This is a genomic window from Aggregatilinea sp. (assembly GCF_036822615.1).
In the GTDB taxonomy this organism is placed as follows: domain Bacteria; phylum Chloroflexota; class Anaerolineae; order Aggregatilineales; family Aggregatilineaceae; genus Aggregatilinea.
The window spans coordinates 1-23,803 of record NZ_DAISHJ010000076.1 but is presented as its reverse complement, the minus strand read 5'-3'; the positions used below and the strand labels follow the sequence as shown (position 1 = coordinate 23,803).

The window sequence follows — 23,803 nt, the reverse complement described above, 5'->3', positions numbered from 1 at the left end:
ATGCCATAGAAGCATGTGCGATGCGCTGCGAAAAAGTTACTGTCGCCCCCTCAGCTCCGCTTTCGTGGGGGAAGGAGCCAGGGGATGGGGGGTATAAGTTCATAACAGGTTCTATCGAAATTCCGACCTCACTCTTTAAGCTTTCGTCCGAAATACTTACTTAATCTTAGGTAAGTAAGTTGAAAAAAGGCGTATAATGAGCATATGAGCGAAAAACCAAAGCCAAAACGTACTCAGGCCGAACGAACCACACAGCGCAAAGCACAGGTGATCCGCGAAGCGATCCACTTCTTCGGGCAGAACGGCTACCACGGCGCAAAGCTGGCCGACATCGCCAAAGCTGCTGGGGTCACCGAGCCGGGCTTGTTGTACCACTTCCCCAGCAAAGCCCATCTGTTAATGGAAGTCCTGGCCGAGCGCGATCGCAGCGATCGGCAAAAGTTCGATGCGGCCCTGCAGGACGGCACGAAAGCGCCCCTCGCCCTGCTTCAAGATCTGGTGGAATACAACGAGACGGTGCCAGGGCTGGTGCAGCTTTTTACCGTGCTGGTCGCGGAAAGCATTGACGAGACGCATCCCGGGCATGAGTTTTTTAAGCGGCGCTACCAGACCCTGCGGGAACAAAGCATCGGCATTCTGGAAGAAGCGCAGGCGCGCGGCGAAATTCGCCGTGATATTCCCGCCGAAGAGTTGGTGATCATGCTGTTTGCCATCATGGACGGCCTGCAGGTGCAGTGGCTCTACGAGCCGGACCGCTTCCAGATGGCGCACATGTTTCAACAGTTTCTCATCTTATTAAAGGGGGAATGAGTCCACTACCTATCATCGATCCTTGATTTCCAACGCCCGTAAAAATAGCTGAGTATTAGTAGCTTAAAAGGAGACATTAGAAACAAATGACGACCGTAGAAACACCCGCACCTGTTCCCTCGCAAGCCGACGTCGCCGCGCGTGTCGAAGAACTCCTGGGGCAGTTGAGCCTCGCGGAGAAGGTCGGCCAGCTCGTCCAGATCGGCGGCGCCGATTTCATGCCGGGGCCAAAGCCCGACGACGTCATTCGTCAGGGTGGAGCCGGATCGGTCCTGTGGCTCAACGACACCAAAAAGTTCAACGAACTGCAAAAGATCGCCGTCGAGGAAAGCCCCTCGAAGATCCCCCTGCTCTTCGCCCTGGACGTGATCCACGGCTACCGCACGATCTTCCCCGTACCGCTGGCGATGGCCGCGTCCTGGGATCCCGACACAGCCGAGCAGGCGCAGTCGGTCGCGGCCAAAGAAGCCCGCGCTGCCGGTCTGCACTGGACCTTCGGCCCCATGCTCGACATCGCCCGCGACGTCCGCTGGGGCCGCATCGTTGAAGGCGCGGGTGAAGATCCCGTCCTGGGCGCGGCGATGGCGGCGGCGCAGGTGCGCGGCTTCCAGGGTCCCTATCCCGGCGCGCCCGATCACGTGATCGCCTGCGCCAAGCACTTCGCCGGATACGGTGCTGCGGACGGCGGGCGCGACTATGACCCGGTCTTCCTGCCCGAAGCCCAACTGCGCAACGTATACTTCCCGCCCTTCAAGGCCGCCGTGGATGCGGGCGTCGGAACCTTCATGAGCGCCTACATGGACCTCAACAACGTCCCGGCGGCGGGGAATCCCTGGCTGCTGCGCGAGGTCCTGCGCGACGAGTGGGGCTTCCGGGGCTTCGTCGTCAGCGACGCTTTCGCGGTCGGCAATCTCGTCATCCAGCATTTCGCCCGCGATAACCGCGACGCCGCGTTCCGCGCCCTGAGCGCGGGCCTCGATATGGACATGGCAAGCGGTGCCTATCTGGAGAATCTGGCCGGGCTGGTGGAGGATGGCACGCTCGATGAAGCCATCATCGACGCAGCCGTGCGCCCGATCCTCGCCCTCAAGGTGCAGATGGGCCTCTTTGAGCATCCATATACCGACGAAGATCTGCTCGATCGGGTCATCGCCCTGCCGGAACACCGCGACGCGTCGCGGCGGGCGGCGCAGCGCTCGATGGTCCTGCTGCGCAACGAAGGCGGCCTGCTGCCGCTGTCGAAAGACCTGAAGCACGTGGCCGTCATCGGCCCGGTGGCCGACTCGATGGAAGCCACGGAAGGCTCGTGGATGGTCTTCGGCCACCAGCCCGCCGCGGTGACCGTGCTCGAAGGCATCCGCGCCAAACTGCCCGACGCGCGCGTCGAGTACGCCCCCGGCCCTGAGATCCGGCGCGATTACCCGTCGTTCTTCGAGGACTTTGAACCGGGCAAGAAGAAGCCCGCCCAAACGCCCGAAGCGGCGGAAGCGGCCTTCCAGACGGCTGTTGAAACGGCACAGGGCGCGGATCTGGTGATCATGGTCCTGGGCGAAACCGATCTGATGGCGGGCGAAGCGGCCTCGCGCGGATCGATTGACCTGCCGGGGCGGCAGGAAGAGCTGCTCAAAACCGTGGTAGCGCTCGGCAAGCCGGTCGTGTTAGTGCTGCTGAATGGCCGTCCACTCAGCATCAACTGGGCGGCGGAGCACGTCCCGGCGATCCTCGAAGCGTGGGAGCCGGGCACGGAAGGCGGGCACGCGGTGGCCGACATCCTGTTTGGTGACGCCAACCCCGGCGGCAAGCTGCCCGTGACGTTCCCGCGCAGCGGCGGCCATGCCCCGCTGTACTACGCGCGCACGCTGACGCACCAGCCCGAAGACCACTTCATGTACCGTTCGCGCTACTGGGACAGCCCCACCACGCCGCTCTATCCCTTCGGCTTTGGCCTGAGCTATACCACCTTCGAAATCAGGAACCTGAAGCTCTCCGCGTCGCAGATGAAGGTGGGCGAGGCGCTGACCGTCACCGCCGACGTGACCAATACCGGCAGCGTGGCGGGCGATGAAGTGGTGCAGTTGTACATCCACCAGCGGTTTGGCAGCGACTCGCGCCCCATGCGCGAGCTGAAGGGCTTCGAGCGCGTGCCGCTCCAGCCCGGCGAGACCAAAACCGTCACTTTCGAGCTTGGCCCGGACCAGCTCACGTACTGGAGTTCGAGCCTCGGCCAGTGGGTCCAGGACGCCGCCCCCTTCGATGTCTGGGTGGGGTCCGACTCGCAGGCGACGCTCCATGCGGAATTTGAAGTCGTTGCCTAAACGCTCCTAACCGCTCGCACCAGAAGCCGGATCTTGCTTCCCACGAAGTCAGGATTCGGCTTCTTTGTGTGCCCCTCTGCCGGGGCGCTATAGGATTTGCGTCCAGCCCGGCATGCGTCATAATCGCGTGAAGAATGGGTTATTTTAGAATAAATGGAAAGGTGTTAGTTGATGCCCAGCGTGTTTTTATCGTCCCCCTGGAAGTTGAATGATTTTGCCCCCGGCGAAGGACTGGACGCCGGGGCATTTCAGGTCAGTTTTGATGACAACGCGTGGCTGCCGGTCGATGTGCCGGGCGGCGTCCATCCCGCGCTTATCGCTGCCGGGCGCATCGAAGACCCGTTTTACGACCGGAACGAGGAACAGTGCGCCTGGATCGAGGATCGTGAGTGGTGGTACCGCCTGACGTTTGACGGCCCGGCGGAGCCGCTGGCGGCAGGTGAGCGGTGGCGGCTGATCTTTCACGGGCTGGACACGTTTGTAACCATCTGGCTCAACGGCGAGAAACTGGGCCAGCACCAGAACATGTTCCGCGAGGCGGCGTTCGACGTCAGCGACAGGCTGCTGCCCAACCAGCCGAACACCCTCGCGCTGTGCTTCGATCGCCCGCTGGCCCACACCGAAGGCTTCGAGCAGTTCAAGACGGAATGGCAGTGGAAACACGAGCCGCGCGTCTTCATGCGCAAAGCCCAGTTCAGCTACGGCTGGGACTGGGGTCCGCGCCTGCCGGAAGTGGGTATCTGGCGTCCGGTCGAGCTGCGCCGCGAGTCCCGCGCCGCGATCGCGGGCGTGCACTTCTACACGCTTGAGATCGACCGCGACCAGAACCGGGCCGTCGTCGCCGTGTGGGTCGAGGCCGACCGTTTCGCCGCGCAGGGCGCGCTGGCGGCCAGCGCCCGGCTGGACCGCGAAGGCGCGTCGCCCGTTACCGCGACGATCCCGCTGCACGGTGAGGGCGAGAGCGTTAGCGGCACGGCCTACCTGACGGTCGAAGACGCCGCGCTGTGGTGGACGCATGACCTCGGTGAGCCTGCGCTGTATGCGCTTCAGGTCACGCTGGCGCAGGGCGGCGTCGAGCTGGACCAACACGCCCAGCAGGTCGGCATCCGCACCATCGAGCTGGACCAGTCGCCCGACCCCGCCGAGCCGGGCACGCGCTTCTTCCGCTTCGTGCTTAACGGCGTGCCGCTTTTTGCCAAGGGCGCAGACTGGATTCCGGCGGACTCCTTCGTCGGCACAATTCCGTCCGAGCGGTACGAATCCCTGCTGAGCACCGCGTGCGATGCCCACATGAACATGCTGCGCGTCTGGGGCGGCGGCATCTACGAGCACGACGTGTTTTACGACCTGTGCGACCGGATGGGCCTGCTGATCTGGCAGGACTTCATGTTCGCCTGCGCCCTCTACCCCGAAGACGAGCCGGAGTTCGTGTCGGAGGTCGAGGCCGAAGCCCGCTATCAGGTCGCCCGCCTGCGCTCACACCCGTGTATGGCGGTGTGGTGCGGCAACAACGAAAACCAGTGGATCTTCGATCAGGTCTTCTGGCAGAAGCAGCTGGCGTATATCCCCGGCTCGCTCTACTACGACGAGATCCTGCCGCGCGCCTGCGCCGAGCTGGACGGGCAGATCCCCTACTGGCCCGGCAGCCCCTACGGCGGCAACGATCACAACAGCATGACGGACGGCGACCGCCACAACTGGGACGTGTGGCACGGTGCCAGCCCGCGTAAGTTTGGCGAGGAGCCGAAGGTCGATTACAGCGCGGAAGGTGTCTCCTACCGCCGCTACGCGAACGACACCGCGCGCTTCGTCAGCGAGTTTGGCATGCACGCCGCGCCGGTCTTCGAGACGCTGCGGCGCAACATCCCCGCCGACCAGCTTTACCACCACAGCCCGTCGATGGACCACCACAACAAGGACAACCCCAAGAACAAGGGCGACCGGCTGATGGAAGGCGTCACCGGGGTGCCCAAGGACCTGGACGAGTACATCGACTTCAGCATGATCGCGCAGGCCGAAGGGCTGAAGTTCGGGATCGAGCACTTCCGCCGCCGCAAGCCGCACTGCTCCGGCACGCTGTTCTGGCAGTTGAACGACTGCTGGCCGGTGCTGAGCTGGAGCGTGGTGGACTACTACGGCTTCGGCAAAGCGGGCTACTTCTACGCCAAGCGCGTTTACGCCCCGGTGCTGGCCTCGTTCAAGGCGCTGGACGACGGCAGCGTGGAGCTGTGGATCACCAACGACCGGCTGGCCGCGCTGGACGACACCGTGACCATCCGCCTGCGCGCTTTCGACGGGCAGACATTCTGGCAGCGTGAAGAAGCGGTGTCGCTGGAGCCGAACAGCAGCGCGTGCGTGGTCCGGCTGGCCGCCGAGAATCTCGCCGCCGGGCCGGATCGCTACCTCAGCGTGCAGTCGGCAAGCGGGCTGTTCCCGGCCAACCGCCACTTCTTCGTGCCGATCATGGACCTTCAGCGCGACGCGCTGCCCGTCTCGGTGACGATCGAGGCGGTGGACGAACACACGCTGAACGTCCATATCAGCGCCGACAAATACGCGTATTTCGTAAACCTGAGCGTGCCGCATGAAGGCACCGCGTTCAGCGACAACTACTTCGACCTGGAACCGAGCGAGCAGCGCACGATCACCGTCACCAACGCGACCATCCCGCTCACGCCAAACATGCTGGCCGTGAAATCGCGCTAAACGCCATCCGGTCTTCTTTCCGCTTCAACGCCAAAGCGGTATCGAGGTTTCTCGATACCGCTTTTTCTTGTCGCTGTCATGCGCTTTTGAGCGCGAGAACCGATTTCTCGCGCATTCATGATCCCGTGATCCGTAGGGGCGGGGCTTGCTCCGCCCGTTTTTCCGCCAGGGTCCCCGCGCAACAGGGTTGCGTGGGGTGATTCCCCTTCCCTCCGCTTGCGTGGGGGAAGGGGCCAGGGGATGGGAGGCTAAAATGCATACCCCAGCACCAAACGTCAGCCGGTTGGGTGCGTGCTGTCATCTAGCAATCAAAGCAAGATGGCACAATAATAGAGGGTAGACGATGCCGCCTCACTGCGTACGCCCAACTTAAAATACCTTACCGCCCGCACTCACCCCGTCATCCGATCGGACTAACTACGCCAATGATTACCTGGATGCTGTTTGCTTACGTATTCTTAGGCTCGGGCGCCTCTGAAAATGCCATTTTTCTGCGCGATGCGAGCCGGGCTTCAAGCTGGCGCACCGTCATCGAGCAAAGTGGTCGCTTTCGCATCCTCTGGCTGCCGGTCGGGCTGTTGTGGATCCTCCTGGGCATTCTCTACGTCAAGAACATCCTTTTTTTCTTCGTGCCCCCCCTGCTGATTTTTACGCTGGCGCTCGCGTTGACCCTGGGCCCCATCATCGTGGAGGAGCGCACCAAATCGAGGTGGGAGTTTCTGCTCGCCGTTCCCTACGACACCAACGCGATTCTGCTCGGCAAAGCCAGCGGGGCGCTGTGGCACATCCGGGTGCTGACGTACACGATCGGCATCCTGCTGATGAGCGCCGCCGCCGTCATCGGGATCACCAGCCTGACGCTGATACCGGTTGACACGATTCAGTCCGGCGGATGGCATGACGTCATACTCTACGCCGCGATGTTTGCGGTTCCCGTTTTGGGCAGCCTGCTCTTTCTCTTCGACCGCATCCAGTATTACGCGCTGTTGGCGGTGGCGGCGCTGGCATCGGGCACAGCCGCCCGCTCGATCCGTGCGGCGATGCTGACCTCGATCGTGGCGGTCCTGTCTATCTGGCTGGCCGAGATCGTTGTCGTAGAAACGCTTTTGACGCTTGAACGGGGAGAAACATGGCGGCTGAATTTCACGAGCATTTTATCGGCGGCGACCCTCGGCCCCATGGCAAGCTACATGTCCCGGATAGACCTGGGTTATGCCGTGTTATTCATAATCGGGACGCTGCTGCTTCGTGAGCTGCTGCTTGCGGCTTTATGGCGGTGGACACTGCGCAGTGCGCGGAATCGCTCCGGTATTGGGGCGGTCAACTAGCAGCATGGCGGTGCCGCGCCCTGGCGGTCACCGGGCAAAACAAACGCCCACAGCAGGGCGTGCTGTGGGCGTTGTTACTACACATCTCCAGGTGTGCGATCTACCGCTGCGCGTGTTCGCGGTTAGCAGCCGGTAGTAGTAACCCGTCGGGGTGAATACACGGGCTGCTGAGCGGCCCCAGCGGTACCGGAGCGGCGTTCCCGCTTGACCGCGTTGAAAACCCGCGTCATCAAGTGCTCGTTATTCTGTGTGGTCGTGGCAGCGGGTTCAGTCACTTCGGACTGAGCGCTCTTCGGCGCGAACAGCTCGACCGCCTCGTCATATTCCGTGAACGAGCGCAGGATAGACTGGGCGCGGATACGTTCATTTTCAGGATTCGTGGGCGCAAACATGTTGGCCGCCTTTCTGTGTTTCATCGTACTGCTCTACAGATGACATAATCATACAAGAGGCAGGGGGTGGTGTAATCCGCCAAAAGGAGTATTTTTGAAGAGTCCAAAGTGGTATATTAATAATACTATAACAGTCCGTTCGACTACCACTTTTTTTCGCCTGGAACCGGCCTTTTGCCCCCACCATTTGACGCGGTGACTGTGCGGTCCAATCCCAGGGTTCTACTACTGTCCGGCAACTGGTATTTGAGCCGGTTTCGGTGCACTCAGCCGTAATGGGGTACGCTATGAATGGCATACCACTTTTTTTCCTATGCGGTCTTTCTTTGTAGTTCTTGCGTCATGAACCTCCTCATGCTATTCTTCGAGGTATAATAATCTCGATACGCATGGTGAAAGCCATGAAGTATGGGGTTAAGCGTTAAGATCTATATTTACGTCACACAGTTGATTGTTTCCCAATTAGCTTGTGAGTCCATACCACATTATGAGTCTGCCGCGTCCGGGCCGGAGGGAGGTGGTCGCTGCACAGGAACTCATGATCACCGGTAACATACCGGGACTCTATTAAGTACTACTTATTTCTCCAGGAGCGTGTTCGCAATGAAGCTTAACCGTTTTTTGATTGTCGCATTACTTGTGGTAGCGTTAGTCGCGACCGCAACCCCGACCCCGTCCATTGCCCAGGAAGACCTGCCGCGCAATGAGACGCTGTACTTCAATGGGCAGCAGTGGGGCTCGGTGGTTGGTTGGAATCCGTTCTCGAATAACAACAACAACGCGATGACGATTGCCCAGCAGGACAACGCCCGCGTCCTCATGTTCGAGACCCCCTACCTGTACAACATGCTCGACGGTCAGGTCTACCCGCTGCTGGCGGAAGGCCCCTACGAGTGGAACGCCGACCGTACCGAGCTGTCCTTCAAGATCAACCCGGCTGCTCATTGGAGCGACGACACCCCGCTGACGGCGGAAGACGTGGTCTACACCTGGGCAACCCATGTCAAGTACAACACCCCGACGGCAGCCGCCAACGTCGATTACATCGAAGATATCGTTGCGACTGACGAATACACTGTCGTCATCAAGGCGAAGCTGAACGACGCAGGCGCGGCGGTCAATCCGCTCCTCGTTCAGGCGTATGTCAGCACCAACTACGTCATCCAGAAGGCCTGGACCCAGGTTCTGGAAGAGCGCGTCGCTGGCGATGCGACCGCCCTGCTGGCGGACGCCGCTGAAGACGTCGTGGCCTCCGGCCCGTACATGAAGTACTTCGCCGACGACTCCAAGGTTGTCCTCATCCGTGACGACAACTACTGGGGCCAGGACGCGAGCATGTGGGGCAAGCTGCCCGTTCCGAAGTACCTGGCGCACATCATCTACAAGGACAACGCCGCCGGTACGACCGCGCTGAAGGCTGGTGAAGTAGACGTCAGCCAGCAGTTCAACGCCAACGTTCAGGACCTCTGGCTGCAGGACGGCCTGCCGATCTCCACGTACCTGCCGGAAGCCCCCTATGGCATCGGCGCCACCCTGCCGACCGCGTTCTACAACCTGACCGGGTCTTCCTATGGTCTGGACAATCTTGCAGTGCGTAAGGCTATCGCGATCGCGGTCGACTACCCGACCATCATCGCCAACGCCATGACCAACCAGTCCGCCACCTTCGATCAGGTTCCGCGCTCGCTGATGAACCCGACCGCCGGTGAGCAGGCCATGTACGACCACGACGCCGTTGCCGACCTGCAGTGGGCTGGCAATGACATCGAAGGCGCGAATGCCATCCTCGACGAAGCCGGTATCGTTGATACCGACGGCGACGGCTGGCGTGAGCTGGACGGCCAGAAGCTGAGCTACGTTGCGACTGCCCCCAACGGCTGGTCCGACTGGCAGGCCGCTATCGAAGTGGTCGCCGCTGCCGGTAAGGAAATCGGCATCGACATCACCACGAACTACCCCGAGTGGTCCGTATACCAGACGGTCGTCACCAAGTCGGACGCCCCGCTGCCCGAAGGCTACGACATCTTCATGATGTGGAGCGATGGTGCTGGCCCGACGCAGCCCTGGAGCCGTATCCGCAAGCTGATGAGCTCCGAATTCAACGGCATGACGAGCAACTGGAACGGTAACTGGGGTGGCTACGCCAATCCTGACGCGGACGCGATCATCGCTGCTATCCCGCAGGAAACCGACGAAGCCAAGCTGAAGGAAATGTACACGGAACTGGTCCAGATGTACCTGTCTGACATTCCGTCCTTCACCCTGATGTACCGCCCGCAGTCCTTCCACACGGTGAACGAAAGCGTTTGGACCAACTTCCCGTATGACGGTGATGGTACCAACCCGCCCGTGCCGCCGCTGGACATGATGGATGGTTGGGGTGTTGCCGGTCTCTACAACCTGGAACTGGTCAACCCCTAATTAACTGACGATCGGGTAACAGTCACCTCATCACAGTGGCCTCAGCCGTTGGAACTCAAACCCGACGCTGAGACCACGAGGTGACTGTTACCTCTTTAGTATCTTCCATCACATTTACTGTCAGGAGCGGCGGGTTGAAAGAGTATCGGAACTATTATCTTAAAAAATTGATCTGGTTCGTTGTCACTCTACAGTGCGCATTCATCCTCAATTTCATTCTGCCTCGCCTGATGCCGGGCGATCCGGTCACCGCCATTGTTTCCAGAATGGCCCAGGGTATGTCCAATGCGACAGGTGTTCAGGCCGTGTACGAGCAGTACACCAAGCTGTTTGGCACCGATAAATCCATGATCGAGCAGTTCCTGATCTACATCCGGAACGTCTTTCGTGGCGACTTTGGCTACTCGATCAGCCAATATCCCCGAACCGTTGCCGATGTCATCGGCTCGTCCATCTGGTGGACCGTAGCGCTGCAGTTTCCCGCAATCATCGTCGGGTGGATATTAGGCAACACCCTCGGCGCGCTGGCAGCCTACACGCGGAAAGGCTTCGACAAAGTCCTTCTGCCTTTCAGCCTCTTCCTCAGCAATCTACCCGCGTTCGGTATGGCGGTAATCCTCCTGGTGATCTTTGCCGTAGACCTGGGTTGGTTCCCAACATCGGGCGGCTATGGATTTGACATGATTCCCAATACCAGTTGGGATTTTGTGTGGTCCGTCATTGTGCATTATCAGCTGCCGTTCTGGTCGATTGTGCTGATTACCGTTGGCGGACAGGCCATCGGCATGCGCTCGATGGCGATCTACGAGCTAAACGCGGATTACGTAAAATATGCGCGGTTCCTGGGCGTCAAAGACCGCAAGATTATCCGGTACGTTTTCAGAAACGCAATGCTGCCCCAGGTCACCGGCTTGGCGCTGTCCATCGGCACGATGGTGGGTGGCGCGCTGGTCGCAGAAACGATCTTTAGTTATCCAGGGCTTGGCTCAACCATCCTGACCGCTGTGCTGGGTGGCGACTACCCGCTGATTTCGGCAACGACGCTGATTATCACCATCATGGTTTTGATCGCGTTCTTTATCCTCGAAATCGTCTACGGGTTGATTGACCCGCGCGTCAAAGCTGCTCAGTCCGAATAGGCGGAAAAAACGATCATGAAACATACATTTAAACAAATCTTTCGATCAGGAAAATTCATCGTCGGCTTTGTCATCTTAGTGGCGATCCTGCTGACGGTGTTAATCTACCCTCTGCTTATAAAATATCCGCCGTTGGACGTTGTGAGCCGGGGAACCTTCCTGCCGCCCGGCATCTACGCAAACATTTACGACAGCGTCGATTCGTCCACCCGCTACACGCTGATCCTGGACGACGCAGCGGCCAAGCGCATTGACAGCCGGCTGACCCAGGACGACCGTCTGGCGATGCAAAAGTGGCTCCTCGCCGCGGGCATCTCGCAAGACGAGATCAACATCGACGATACGGCTGCCCTGCTCGAGCTGTGGGCAAACAACTTCGACCAGACCCTCCGCATCGCCGGCATGACCAACGCAGATCGAAACTACTATATTCGCCTCAACAACTCGCTGGACGGACTCATGTCCACCGAGGCGCTGATCCTTGCCGCCCCGAATCCAGAATCGGGCGCGCTTGAAGAAACGGGCATCGTCAACCAAACCGATTACGTGAATGTCGGCCAGGTGCCCAATATCCGCGTGCTGCCCCTCGGAACGGACAACTTCGGGCGTGATGTCCTGACGGAACTGGTCAAGGCAACCGGCGTATCCTTGAGCATCGGGCTTGTCGCGGGGATCATTGCAACGTCGATTGGTCTGGTGCTGGGTTTGGTTTCCGGCTATCTGGGCGGCTTCGCTGATGACATCATCATGTTCATCAACAACCTGTTCACCGTCATCCCCAGCTTTGTGCTGCTCATCCTGATCTCCTTCAGCATCGGGCAGGAGGAGCGCGGCGCCTTCGTGATCGCCGTGGTGATCGGGCTGACGTCGTGGGTATGGACGGCCAGGGCCGTGCGTGCGCAGGTCATTTCGCTGCGCAACCGCGATCATGTCAACCTGTCGAAACTTTCCGGGCATTCTGTCGCGCACATTCTGATGACAGACATCCTGCCCTACCTCGCTTCCTACGTCGTCATGGCGCTGATCCTGCAAATCTCGTCGGGCATCCTGATCGAAGCGAACCTGTCGATCATCGGGCTGGGCCCCAAGACGACGGAGGTCCCCACTCTGGGCCTGATGATGAACTGGGGCATGATTTACCAGGCGCACATTATGGGCAAGTGGTGGGCATACTTCCCGGTCGTCGTCATGATCGCGTTGATCACGTTCTCGATGAACTTAATGAATACGGGCCTGGACCAGGTGTTCAACCCGGCCTTAAGGGACTAAGTGTCGCATGTCACGAGTTATACTGGAAGTTAACGAGCTTACGACCAATTACGTCACCCGGTTCCAGGAAAAAATCTACGCCGTCGATCACGTTTCCCTGAAGGTCAAAGAGGGCCGGTCGTTAGGCATCGCCGGTGAGTCCGGCTGCGGCAAATCGACCCTGGCGCTCAGCCTGATGGGCTACTACTTTCCGCCGCTGCACTACGCCAGCGGGGAAATCATCGTCGATGGGCAGAACATCACGGGCATGGACCCCGACGACGTTCGCAGGACCATCCTGGGGAACGAAATTTCCTACATCCCCCAGGCCGCGATGAACGCGCTGAACCCCACGCAGAAGGTCATCAACTTCATCGAGGATGTCGTTCAGGCGCACTATCCCAAGACCACAAAAAAAGAGATCTACGACCTCGCCGCCGAGCGGTTCGAGCTGCTGGGCCTGTCGCCCAAAGTGCTGCAAAAATATTCCGTCGAGCTGTCCGGTGGCATGAAGCAGCGCACCGTGATCGCCACCTCGGTGATCCTCTCCCCCAAAGTGCTGATTGCCGATGAACCCTCCTCTGCGCTCGACGTGACGTCGCAGAAGATGGTCATCAAGATGATCATGGACTTGATGGAAAAAGGCATCATCAAGGCGCTCATCTTCATCACGCATGAACTCCCGCTGCTCTACAACGTTACCGACGACATCATGGTCATGTACGCCGGGCAGATCGTGGAGAAGGGCACTGCCCAGGAAGTTGTCTTCGACCCGATCCATCCTTACTCCAAGGCCCTCATGGGATCGATCATCGTCCCAGAGGCGGGGTTGCGTAATGTGAAGCTGACCGCAATCCCTGGCACCCCGCCCAACCTGAAAAAGCCGCCCGCCGGATGCCGGTTTGCGGATCGCTGTAGATTCGTCATGCCCGAATGCCGGGTGATGTCGATTAATCTGCGTGAAGTTGAGGGGGGGCGCGCCTATCGCTGCATCATACCGGAAGAAGATCTGAGGAAGGCGTACGAAAATGAAGAGTGATACGGAGATCCTGAGCGGCAAGGGCCTGACAAAAACGTTTGGGTTTGGCGCGCAGCGGACTGTCGCCGTTGATCACGTCGATTTCAGCTTCAAAAAAGGCGAGATCATCTCGATCGTTGGGGAGTCGGGCAGCGGCAAGACCACCCTCGCCAAGATGCTGCTGGGGCTGCTCAAGCCCACCGAAGGCGAGATCCTGTTCGAGGGAAAGCCCCGCGACATCCGCTCCTACCGGAAGAAGAAGGAATACTGGAAAAATATCCAGGCCATCTTCCAGGACCCGTTCTCTTCGTACAACATCTTCAGGAAGGTTGATACCGTCCTGCTCGATTGCATCCGGATGCGCGGCGGGCGCAGGCTGCCTTACGAACAAAAACGCGCGATGATGCAGGAAGCGTGCAGCTTTGTCAACTTGAAGTTTGACGAGCTGACCAACAAGTATCCCTTTGAGCTGTCCGGTGGGCAGCAGCAGCGCCTGATGATTGCGCGCATCTTTTTGCTGAAGCCGAAAATCCTGCTGGCCGACGAGCCTACCTCGATGATCGACGCCTGCTCGCGCGCGACGATCCTGGACATGTTGATGGATCTGCGCAACGAAATCGGCATGACGCCGATTTTCATCACGCACGACATCGGGCTGGCCTACTACGTCTCGGACACGGTCTACATCATGGAGCACGGCGTATTCGTCGAAAGCGGATCTGCCGACGACGTGATCTTGAACCCGCAAGAAACGTATACCAAACGCCTGCTCAACGACGTTCCGAAGCTCCACGAGGAATGGGATCTTTCGACGGTATAAATGCGGGCTGCTCGATACCCGTAGAGAAAACAGCGTAAAAGGATCCGGTCGAGGTCGCCGTTTTGGTCGAGCGACCCACCTCAAAGCACTTACACAGCGCAGCGGCTTGCTCAAGCCCGCTGCGCTGTTTTGATCGCCAAAACAAATCCCCTCTTCTGGAACGTCGCTGGTGGGACAGGTTCCCGGCCACGTCAGCCTTCTTCCCGGCTCGATCAGGCTTCCGGTCTCATGACAACGGGACACTTCTGCTTGTAAGATATATCTTACCCAACGACGCTTGATGTCTGCGTCACCTTAGAGGCTTTATGCACTTTTCGAGGGAGAAAACTGGCTTCTCATGCTCTCGTGACCCTGCGAACTGTAGGGGCGGGTTTGAAACCCGCCCGGGTTTTTCCCGGGGTCCCCGCGCAACAGAGTTGCGCGGGGTGGCTTCCCCTTCCCTCCGCTTGCATGGGGGAAGGGGCTAGGGGATGGGGGGCTACAAGTGCATAACACGCTCTTAGCGCGGTATCTCACCCCGTCACGGTGCGGGCTTGATCGACACAGGTCCGGTCAAACACAAAAGCCCAGGCAGATCACCTGGGCCTTCGGTTTAGCCATCGCTGAATAACGTTCGCGCGCTTCTCCAGTCGAGAACACCCGCACGGCGCTATGAGGCCGTCTCGGCGGCGCGGGCGGCCCACCGTTCGGTATCGACGCCCTTCACTAGCAGCCACAGCGGGAACGCGATCTCGGCGGTGGCGATGAGGAATGCGACGATCCCCGGCGTTTCGTAATTGGTCAGGAGCAGAATGCCCACACTGTCGATCAGGTAGCCGAGTCCGGCCAGCAGGAACAGGATGCCCAGCACGCGCGGAATGTAGCCAGACTTGTAAATCAGGTAGCCGAGCACGAAGACGTGCAGGATTAAAAAGGCGATGCCGATTGCGAAGCCGTAGTGATGCGCATCCAGGAACAGCGACACCAGCGCCTGCTGCTGATCGGCGTCAAATGCAGCGGTGTAGCTGGAATCGGTCAGGAGCAGCAGGACGAAGAAGTAGTTCAGCAGGTTGATCCCGTGAATCGTGGTCATGATCAGGCGCGGGACCGCTGCGACCAGCGACAGCGTGCGGCTCACCGGCTTGAGCAGGACGTAAAGCAGAACCGTCAGCACGATCTCGCTCAACAGGACCACAAATTCAGCGCCGATGCCCCCGAACCGGAACAACGTTTCAGACGCCGTGATGTTGCTGGCGGTTGCGGCGGCATCGTCGGGCACGATCAGGGTAGACGGCACGTAAAAATGGGCGACGATGGCCGCGATGGTGATTACGAGGTACAGGATCCCTGCGATCCGCGCGATCGTCAGCGGCGAGGTGCGAGCGGTGCGGGCCGGAATGCGAACGCTTTCGGAGGCAATGGTGTTGACCGTCATGACTTATGCTCCTTGATTGGCTATCTGGATGCGGTGTATGAACTCGTGACGGATGTCCTGTCAGGCGTCGATGCGATTGATCGAAATCAGCGTCAGCCCGGCATCGCGCACTTTCCGCAGCAGGCCGTACAGCGCCGCCTGATCGGCCACCGGGCAGGTGACCAGCGTCTCGCCGTTCGCGTCCCGCACGATCGTCACGCCGCCGAGCCAGTCGCCCCACGGGTCGTTCAAATGGCCCTCAAGCCGGATTTGATACACCATTGATTCCTGGCTCAATTGGGGATCGCGCTGGTCGGACATCGGCGGCTGCCTGTTCGTTGGGTCGAAACGGATTGTGTCACGCGTTCAAGTACAGATAGCCTATCGGGAAAGCGGTACTGTTGTGGAGCTACTAAAGTATGGTTTCGGGGAATGGGTGGTATGGGTAGCGCAGCGGGGAGAGAGATCGCTACAGCAGCCCTAGCTCCTGCGCGCGGGCCACGGCTTCGGTCCGCCGTTTGACGTTCAGCTTGTCGAAGATGTTGCGGTTGTGTCCCTTGACGGTGCTCATGGCGAGGAAAAGCCGCTCGCTGATTTCCCGGTTAGACAGCCCCGACGCGACCAGCCTGAGAATTTCCAGTTCGCGCTCGCTCAACGGCTCGGCCAGCGGCTGCGAAACCGTCTGGCTCGCCCCGTCCGGCTCCGCCTCGAAAGCCGCCAGCAGCTTACGCGTGTAGTCGGGCATCACGCCGCGCGCCGATGCGTCGGCCAGCAGCCTGAGCATGGGCGGTCCTTCGTCCACGAAGAGGCGGATGAACCCACCCGGCGTAGCCATCACCAGCGCGTCTTCGAGCTGCTGCCGCGCCGGGTCCACCTCGCCGCGCGCACGCTGCACGACCGCCTCCAGCACCGCCGCCTGCAGCAGATCGTCCCACCAGCCTTTTGCCCCGGCATCCCGCCGCACAATGTCGAGAATGCCCGATGCGGCGGCGTACTCGCCCTGCGCGAGGGCGATGCGGGCCCGGCTGAGGGGGAGTTCGTAGTCTTCCGCCACGCGCGCGGCGGCTGACGTGTTGCCCTGCCCCAGCAAGATCTGCACCCGCTCCGCTGCGACCAGCGGCAGTTGATTGAGAAAATTACGCTGCCGGGCGAATGCTTCCGCTTCCGCCAGGAGCGCCACCGCGCCGTCCAAATCGCCCTGACCCCGCCGCAGCCGCGCGAGCAGCGCGCCACAGGCGACCGGCGTATCGATGTTTTCGATCTGCCGCCCCAGTTCAAGCCCCAGCCGCGCATACTCTTCGGCGCATGGGAAATCATTCCACTGGTAGTGCAGGCGCGCCAGCCCGAGCAGCGCCTCACACGCCATCGACCACGGCGGATCGCCCACAAGCTCCAGCACGCGCCGGTACGATTGCTGCGCGAGATAAAGCTGGGTCTCCGCTTCCTGAATCTGGCCCAGGGAGGTCAGTGCCGCGATCGTTACCATTGTATTGCCCGATTTCCGGCTGATGGCGACGGCGTCATCGTAAACCCGCCTCGCCGCCGCACGCTCCCCCCGGTACTGGTACGCCAGCCCGCGCACCCAGGTCGCCATGGTCCGCGCAGGCAGATTCTCCACGCTTAACAGGTCCAGGGCGCGCTCGGACTGCGCCAGCATCACGTCAAGCTGAGCCTGCGGACCGGCCAGCAGGGCGCGGATCGTCGCGATCTGGCCGCTGAGATCGCGCGTGCGCGCATCCGGCTCCGCCGCGTCCAAAGCCGCTTCCGCTGCGCGCAGTTTTCCCTCCACACTGTCGATCTGCTGGCCGGTGACGGTCAGCACCCAGGCGTCGATCACCCACAGCGACGGTTCCGCCTCGAACGCCGCGGGCGAAAGCGAGGCCAGCCAGTTCAACACACGCCGAGCGGCTCCACGGAAATACAGCGGCCCCTCCACGCCTTCGATCAACCGGGCCGCCCGCGCGACGTCGTTGGCCGCCGCCGCATGATAGAAGGCCTCCAGCTCGAAGCCGTTATCCTCGTACCAACGGCTGGCGCGGGCATGCAGCGCAGCAGCCGTCTGATCCCCGTCCTGCGCCAGCCGCTGCCGCAGCACTTCGGCAAAGAGGTGATGGTAGCGATACCACCGCCGCTCGTCATCCAGCGGGATCAAAAACAGGTTCGCCTGTTCGAGCGACTCCAGCGCCGCCTGCCCCGATCCCGCCGCGCCGTCCGTGACCGCATCACACAACGGGCCGCACAGCCGGTCGAGGATGGATGTGCGCAGCAAAAATACCTGGATAGGCTCCGGCTGCCGGTGCAGCACTTCCTCCACCAGATAGTCCACGACGTAGCGGTGACTGCCGGTAAACGACCGGATGAAGCTGGCCGCATCCGCGCCCCCCTGGATCGAAAGCGCCGCCAGTTGCAGGCCCGCGATCCAACCCTCCGTGCGCGTTTCCAGCGCGGCGACGGCTTCTGTGGAAAGCGCGAGGCCCATCACCTGATTGAGAAATTCAGCCGCTTCGCCGGGCGTAAAACGTAGATCGTCGGCGCGGATTTCCGTCAGTTGGTCGCGTGCGCGCAGTCGCGCCAGGGGAAGCTGCGGATCTTCGCGCGTGGCAATGACCAGATGCATCTGCGGCGGAAGGTGATCGAGCAGGAACGAGAGCGCCGCATCGATCGGCGCGGAGTCGATCACGTGGTAGTCATCGAGGACGAGCACCACTTGATCCGGGATGGCGGTGAGATCGTTGAGCAGAATCGTCAGGATCGAGTCGGCAAGCGGCGGCTGCGGGGATTGCAGCGCGCTCATCGCCGCTTCTCCGACGGGATGCCCCACCGGCTGCGATTTCAGGGCGGTTTGCAGCGCCGCGATCAGGTATGCCAGGAAGCGCTGCGGATCGTTATCGCCTTCGTCGAGCGACAGCCACGCGATCGGGCGCGCGCATCCGGCCACCCATTCGCTGATCAGCATCGTTTTGCCAAATCCGGCAGACGCCGAAACCAGCGTCAGTTTGCGCTTGAAGTCGTCCCCGCTGCACAGTGTCTCGTTCAGCCGCTCGATGAGGCGGGCACGCGGAACCGCGCCAGCCCGGGGCGCGGGGATATACAGTTTGGTCGCAAGCAGTGGCGTGAACATGGACCAATTATAGAAATTAGAAGGTGTCGCGCCAGTCGCAGCGCGGGCAGCGGAACGCGTCCATACCCCGGCGTCTGAGGGCTGCTCGCGCCGCCGTGGAATTTGTCGCCCAAAGTGGGAATCAGCTAAAACGAAAGTGAACCCATCAACTTATATGAGAAGGTGGCACATGAGAAAACTGGTTGTCCTCTCCTTCATAACGCTCGATGGAGTCATGCAAGGTCCCGGCGGGCCGCAGGAAGACCCCAGCGGCGGATTCGCCTACGGGGGCTGGACGGTTCCCTACTTTGACGACTTTCTCGGCCAGATTATGGACGAGCAAATGGGCAGGCCCTTTGATCTGCTGCTCGGCAGAAAGACGTTCGACATTTTTGCCTCCTACTGGCCGCACTTCGACGGCGGCGAAAACCCGATCAACAAGGCGACCAAATACGTTGCCTCGGATACCCTCACCACCCACGAGTGGAGTAACTCGGTCTTTTTGAGCAGCGGCGTCCTGGTGGATGAACTCAAAAAGCTCAAACAGCAAGACGGCCCGGACCTCCAGGTGCACGGCAGCGGCGACCTTATCCAGACGCTCCTGAAGCACGATCTGGTTGACGAGTTCTGGCTGAAGATCTTCCCCGTCACCCTGGGGACCGGCAAACGCCTGTTCGCGGATGGCACGCTTCCGGCGGCGTTCACAGTGTCCGAAACCAGACTGTCGCCCAACGGCGTGATCGTCGCCAACTACGAGCGCGCAGGGGACGTCAAAACAGGATCGTTCTAACAGCCCGTTGTGCCCGTTTTGAGCGAGAGAACCGCTTTCTCACGCCTTCACTCTTCCGCGATCCGTAGGGGCGGGGCTTGCTCCGCCCGTTTTTCCCTTCAGGTCCCCGCACGATAGGATTGCGCGGGAGAAGCAGTTCGGAGATGGAAGGCCGGAAGGGTTTTTGAAAGCCCCCACCGCCCATCACCCCGATTGGCGTCCCCGGCTGAGAGGAGAGATTACAATCCCAACGAGGATACTCGTCACTACTGGCCGGTAACCCTTCCGGGCGATACTGAAGACACTGGACTGTAACATTCCAGGCACCTTCCCTTCACCGGCGGAGCCGCGACTTCACACGGGCGGCTCGCATCGGGAAGGATTGTGTGATGCGCTGCGGGCTCTCTCCCCCTGCCGCGTCACCACGAACCCGGCGGACGATGGCTGCCCTCAAGCCCGCATCCCCCTTCACTGCCACCGCCCCACGTCCCTATCATCGCCATATGCTTCAGGCCAATGCACCGCACGGCCCCGCCCCAGCCTCTACTCCCGATAGTGAGATCGCACGGTCACTCGTGGCGAAGGAGAATCAAGATGAGACCGCTAAGAACGCTCATCGTTTTGACGTCCCTCGTCTCGCTGCTCGTTGGCCCGCAGTTCGGCACTGCCCAAACCCCTTCTGATTTTACGCAGCCGTACGGGCCCGTTCAGCACAAAACCGGGACGCAGCCCCTTCTGGTGATCCTGCTCGGAACGGCAGACGCCTCGCACGCCTGGACCAGAAATCAACAGCAGATTCACGATCTGATCTTCGGCGCAAGAGACAGCGTTGCCGCCTACTATCTCGAAAATTCGTACGGTCAGTTCACGTTTACCGAAGCCTACACAACTCCGTGGCTGATCGCGCAGGACGACCCCTCCACAACGGGCCGGAACGAGTCCTCCGCCGACTTCCTCTATGCCGGGGGATACGACATCGAGCGCGAAAAATCGGCCTACGTGATCCAACAGGTCGAGCTTCAGACGAACTTCAGGTTCTCAGACTGGGATACCAATCAGGATGGCCGGATTCGGGAAGACGAGCTGTCCATCCTCTGGATCTATCCCGAGGCGGCAGGAGGCCGCGAGCGGGGGATCTACCCGCAGCCGGTGAATGTCCCCAGCCTGTCGCAGGGCGTCCAGGTGTCCACGCTGGCGCGCGTCGCCGATGACGATCCGCATCTTCTGGCTCTGATCGCTCATGAACTGGGACATTCGACACTGGGCCTGGACGATCTGTACGAGGATTCGACGATCGGCTACCTGGGAAACGCCGGGTACTCGCTCATGGCGCAGCACCAGGGGACCTGTCCAGGCACTCCCGGCACGACCTGCCTCACTGCGCCGCACCTCGATCCCTGGTCGAAGATCAAGCTGGGCTGGCTGACGCCCACCGTCATTACCTCAGACGGCTGGTACGTTCTCGACGCGGTCGAAACCAGTCCCACCGCCGCAATCCTTTACAACCCCAACCACAGCAGCGGCGAATATTTCATCGTGGAGAATCGCTGGCCCGGCAGCTCCTACGAACAGGGCTTGCCCGATCAAGGGCTGGCGATCTGGCACATCGACGAAAACTACGCCGGGCAGGATGGGTGGGGCAGGCAGACAATCCACCTCGAACGCGCCCAGGGCATGGCCCCGGCGGACGCGTGGGCCTCGCTGTGGGATGGAGCCGATCCGCTCGGAAGTTACAATTTCACGCCCGGCTCCTCTCCGGCCAACAGCCGCTGGCAGGACGGCTCGTCCAGCAGCATCGGCGTGGATTGCGTTGGGGCCGCCGGTTCGAGTATCAACGTGTTTTTTGACATTCCCCCGGCGCGCGAAGCCCTTCAGTTCGTGTCGGCGCCTGCCGCCGTCAATTCGAGCGACGGACAGTTGTTGAACCTGTTCGCGCTGGCGGGCAGCGGCTACGTCGCCCAGACCAGTTACACGCGCGATCAAAGCGTGGGCTGGCGCGACTGGGCGTGGCTGCCCGGAAGCGTCGAGTTTGTCGGCGCGCCCGCGGTGGTCAACAGTCCTGACGGCTCGCTCGTCGATGTCTTTGTCACCGGCAAAGACGGCGCCATCTACGAAATCACGTATGTGCGCGGCGGTGGCGGCTGGCAGTCGTGGACGCCCCTGCCGGGCGGTCTCTACTTTGTGTCGGCCCCCGCTGCGATCAACAGTCCGGACGGCGCGCTGCTCGATGTCTTTGCGGTCGCATCGGATGGCAACCTCTACGAAATCGTCTACGCGCGCGGCGGTGGCGGCTGGCAGTCGTGGACCCCGCTGCCGGGTGGCATCGCCCTTGCCTCTGCGCCCGCGGCAGTCAACGGCCCGGACGGCTCGGTGCTGGATGTTTTCGTGCTCGGCCAGGACGGGAACCTCTACGAGATCGTTTACACGCGCGGCGGCGCGGGCTGGGGCGCGTGGACGCCCCTGCCGGGCGGCATCCGGTTCGCCTCTGCGCCCGCGGTGATCAACAGCCCGGACGGCGGCCTGCTGGACGTTTTCGTCCAGGGGAATGATGGGCGGTTGTACGAGCTGGTTTACGCGCGCGGTGGCGGTGGATGGGGCGGCTGGCAGGTGGTGCCCGGCCTACAGCTTGCGTCGGCCCCGGCTGTCGCCAACAGCCCGGACGGGTCGCTTCTGGACGTTTTCGCGCTCGGTCAAGACGGCAATCTCTACCAGATCGTCTACGCGCGCAGCGCGGGCGGCTGGGGACAGTGGATGCCGGTCACCCAGCCAGTCCAGTGCACTTCCTGACGCGTTCTGAGTGTCATCCGGGGAAACATGGGGGGTGCCCGGCGTTAGAAGCCCGGCATCCCCCAACATCGTCACACCCTTTCCGGCTCCCTCTCCATTTGTGTCGCATTTCACAGAAATAGAACATATAATCTGAGCGCATTCACTTCATCTGCGTCTGAAGAAGCAAGCTCATGTCGGAACCTGAGCACAACGTCCCCTGCCGCCCCGCGCTGCTGGTCATTGACGTGCAGCGCGCGCTGTTCGAAAAGAGCACGCCCATCCACAAGGCCGGCGATCTACTGGCGCACATCACCCTGCTCGCGGATCGCGCGCATCAAGCGGGCGTGCCGGTCGTCTACGTGCGCCACACCAACGCGTCCTTCCTGGCGGAAGGCTGCGACGGCTGGCAGCTTCACCCCTCGCTGCATCCCGATCCCGCCGATCTGATCCTGCAAAAGCGCCACGGCAGCGCCCTGCAAGACACCCCGCTGCACCCTGATCTCCAGTCGCGCGGGGTGAACACGCTGGTCGTAACCGGGTTGGTGACGCACGGCTGCGTCAAAGCGACCTGCCAGGATGCGAACGCACACGGCTACCGGGTGATTCTGGTCGAAGATGGGCACAGCAGCTACCACAAGGACGCGGTCAGGCTGGTAGAGACGTGGAACCGCCAGCTTTCCGAGGAGGGTATAGAGCTCTGCGCGGCGCAGACCATGGACTTCACCCGCCTGTAGCTGTCTCGCGTCTGCACATTCAGTCCTCGCCGCCAACAATGTGATCTCCGAGGCGCGATCCCTGTTATACTGACCTGTGTATCCGGTTGTAGAATCGCTGCCGCAGTCGGCAGCAGGTGCACTTGAACCATTCTTTTCATCTGGTCAGCTTGAAGGATTTCGGCTACGAGGAATACTTCAAAGGAGTTGATCGGGACGGCGGAGTAGTCATCTATCACGATCACCTGCGGTATCTCGCGGATACCCTGATATGGATAGAAACGTGCGACCCGTTTAAACAAAAGCCGCACCGGGGATTATTCTGGTTTGGCCCGACCGTCATACGAACCGAAGGGGCCGCCGCCGTTCGCGTTTTTCAGGCGTGGGCTGATCTTTTCAAAGCAGGACCTGAAATCTTGATTTTGCTGGATCACGACTACACGTTCGACGAGGCGCATCAAATGAACTTCCATCCCCGTCTAAAGGTTCCTCGGGATGATTTTGTATCAAAGCTTTCCACGCTGGCAGCGTATGCGCAGCAAGTCATCGACAGTCGCGGGGAGTTCTATATCTTGCATTTGGGGATTTAACCGGCACACCCCCCTCTTGGCAGCGGCGATCGCGGGATCGCCGCTGCCGTTTACAGCCCCCTCCACGGCCTGCATGCGCGCCTCCCGTTTACGCGATTCGGCAAAGTCCGTCCCGTTGCCATCAAAATCTCACCCCCGATCCCGGAAACGGGCACAACCCCCTGCGATCCGTACGGTCGGGGACTTGCGCCGCCCGTTTTTTCTCCGGGGGTCCCCGCGCAACAGGGTTGCGTGGGGTGGCTTCCCCTTCCCTCCGCTTGCGTGGGGGAAGG

17 protein-coding genes are annotated in these 23,803 nt (G+C 60.9%); 13 read left to right on the top strand and 4 right to left on the bottom strand.

Going from position 1 to position 23,803, the window contains the following annotated elements; all coding sequences use genetic code 11:
- Nucleotides 1-204 precede the first annotated feature (204 nt).
- The 4 genes from V7116_RS17755 (at nucleotide 205) to V7116_RS17740 (ending at nucleotide 7,159) form a co-directional block, all read left to right on the top strand.
- Nucleotides 205-810 carry a TetR/AcrR family transcriptional regulator gene (locus tag V7116_RS17755; RefSeq protein WP_324393300.1) on the top strand — a complete coding sequence of 202 codons (606 nt, stop codon included), beginning with the start codon at nucleotides 205-207 and terminating at the stop codon, nucleotides 808-810.
- Between the two features lie 86 nt (nucleotides 811-896).
- On the top strand, nucleotides 897-3,125 hold the full coding sequence (gene bglX, locus V7116_RS17750; protein WP_324393299.1) for a beta-glucosidase BglX: 2,229 nt from the start codon (nucleotides 897-899) through the stop codon (nucleotides 3,123-3,125).
- A 171-nt stretch (nucleotides 3,126-3,296) separates the two neighbouring features.
- Entirely contained in the window at nucleotides 3,297-5,831 is a 2,535-nt protein-coding gene (locus tag V7116_RS17745) for a beta-mannosidase (protein ID WP_324393298.1), read from the top strand.
- Nucleotides 5,832-6,256: 425 nt separating this feature from the next.
- Entirely contained in the window at nucleotides 6,257-7,159 is a 903-nt protein-coding gene (locus V7116_RS17740; RefSeq protein WP_324393297.1) for a hypothetical protein, read from the top strand.
- A gap of 122 nt (nucleotides 7,160-7,281) precedes the next feature.
- Here V7116_RS17740 and V7116_RS17735 read toward each other — a convergent pair whose 3' ends face one another.
- Entirely contained in the window at nucleotides 7,282-7,575 is a 294-nt protein-coding gene (locus V7116_RS17735; protein ID WP_324393296.1) for a hypothetical protein, read from the bottom strand.
- 579 nt (nucleotides 7,576-8,154) lie between these two features.
- On the opposite strand from V7116_RS17735, the gene V7116_RS17730 reads away from it, so the two are divergent.
- The 5 genes from V7116_RS17730 to V7116_RS17710 all read left to right on the top strand — a co-directional run bounded on the left by V7116_RS17730 (nucleotide 8,155) and on the right by V7116_RS17710 (nucleotide 14,197).
- The gene (locus tag V7116_RS17730) at nucleotides 8,155-9,972 is read left to right on the top strand and encodes an ABC transporter substrate-binding protein (RefSeq protein WP_324393295.1); all 1,818 of its coding nucleotides are present in this window, start codon (nucleotides 8,155-8,157) and stop codon (nucleotides 9,970-9,972) included.
- Between the two features lie 134 nt (nucleotides 9,973-10,106).
- A complete protein-coding gene (locus V7116_RS17725) occupies nucleotides 10,107-11,111 on the top strand; it encodes an ABC transporter permease (RefSeq protein WP_324393294.1) in 1,005 nt (334 codons plus the stop codon).
- Nucleotides 11,112-11,252: 141 nt separating this feature from the next.
- Nucleotides 11,253-12,380: an ABC transporter permease gene (locus V7116_RS17720; protein ID WP_324393293.1), complete on the top strand. Its 1,128-nt coding sequence runs from the start codon at nucleotides 11,253-11,255 to the stop codon at nucleotides 12,378-12,380.
- A 7-nt stretch (nucleotides 12,381-12,387) separates the two neighbouring features.
- Nucleotides 12,388-13,398, top strand: coding sequence for an ABC transporter ATP-binding protein (locus V7116_RS17715; protein WP_324393292.1), 1,011 nt, complete (start codon nucleotides 12,388-12,390; stop codon nucleotides 13,396-13,398).
- Nucleotides 13,388-14,197: an ABC transporter ATP-binding protein gene (locus V7116_RS17710; protein WP_324393291.1), complete on the top strand. Its 810-nt coding sequence runs from the start codon at nucleotides 13,388-13,390 to the stop codon at nucleotides 14,195-14,197. The genes V7116_RS17715 and V7116_RS17710 overlap by 11 nt, the downstream gene beginning before the upstream one ends.
- Nucleotides 14,198-14,846: 649 nt before the next feature.
- On the opposite strand, the gene V7116_RS17705 is transcribed toward V7116_RS17710, so the two are convergent.
- The 3 genes from V7116_RS17705 to V7116_RS17695 all read right to left on the bottom strand — a co-directional run bounded on the left by V7116_RS17705 (nucleotide 14,847) and on the right by V7116_RS17695 (nucleotide 18,711).
- Nucleotides 14,847-15,611, bottom strand: a complete 765-nt coding sequence (locus V7116_RS17705) for a DUF4386 domain-containing protein (RefSeq protein ID WP_324393290.1) — start codon at nucleotides 15,609-15,611, stop codon at nucleotides 14,847-14,849.
- 60 nt (nucleotides 15,612-15,671) lie between these two features.
- On the bottom strand, nucleotides 15,672-15,911 hold the full coding sequence (locus tag V7116_RS17700; RefSeq protein ID WP_324393289.1) for a hypothetical protein: 240 nt from the start codon (nucleotides 15,909-15,911) through the stop codon (nucleotides 15,672-15,674).
- Between the two features lie 148 nt (nucleotides 15,912-16,059).
- A complete protein-coding gene (locus tag V7116_RS17695; protein WP_324393288.1) occupies nucleotides 16,060-18,711 on the bottom strand; it encodes a LuxR C-terminal-related transcriptional regulator in 2,652 nt (883 codons plus the stop codon).
- 169 nt (nucleotides 18,712-18,880) lie between these two features.
- Here V7116_RS17695 and V7116_RS17690 point away from each other — a divergent pair, with 169 nt between their 5' ends.
- From V7116_RS17690 to V7116_RS17675, 4 genes are all read left to right on the top strand, one after another.
- Nucleotides 18,881-19,480, top strand: coding sequence for a dihydrofolate reductase family protein (locus tag V7116_RS17690; protein WP_324393287.1), 600 nt, complete (start codon nucleotides 18,881-18,883; stop codon nucleotides 19,478-19,480).
- A 573-nt stretch (nucleotides 19,481-20,053) separates the two neighbouring features.
- Nucleotides 20,054-22,246: a hypothetical protein gene (locus tag V7116_RS17685; protein WP_324393286.1), complete on the top strand. Its 2,193-nt coding sequence runs from the start codon at nucleotides 20,054-20,056 to the stop codon at nucleotides 22,244-22,246.
- 173 nt (nucleotides 22,247-22,419) lie between these two features.
- Nucleotides 22,420-22,962, top strand: a complete 543-nt coding sequence (locus V7116_RS17680) for a cysteine hydrolase family protein (protein ID WP_324393285.1) — start codon at nucleotides 22,420-22,422, stop codon at nucleotides 22,960-22,962.
- A gap of 122 nt (nucleotides 22,963-23,084) precedes the next feature.
- On the top strand, nucleotides 23,085-23,531 hold the full coding sequence (locus tag V7116_RS17675; protein WP_324393284.1) for a hypothetical protein: 447 nt from the start codon (nucleotides 23,085-23,087) through the stop codon (nucleotides 23,529-23,531).
- The last annotated feature ends 272 nt before the right edge of the window (nucleotides 23,532-23,803 follow it).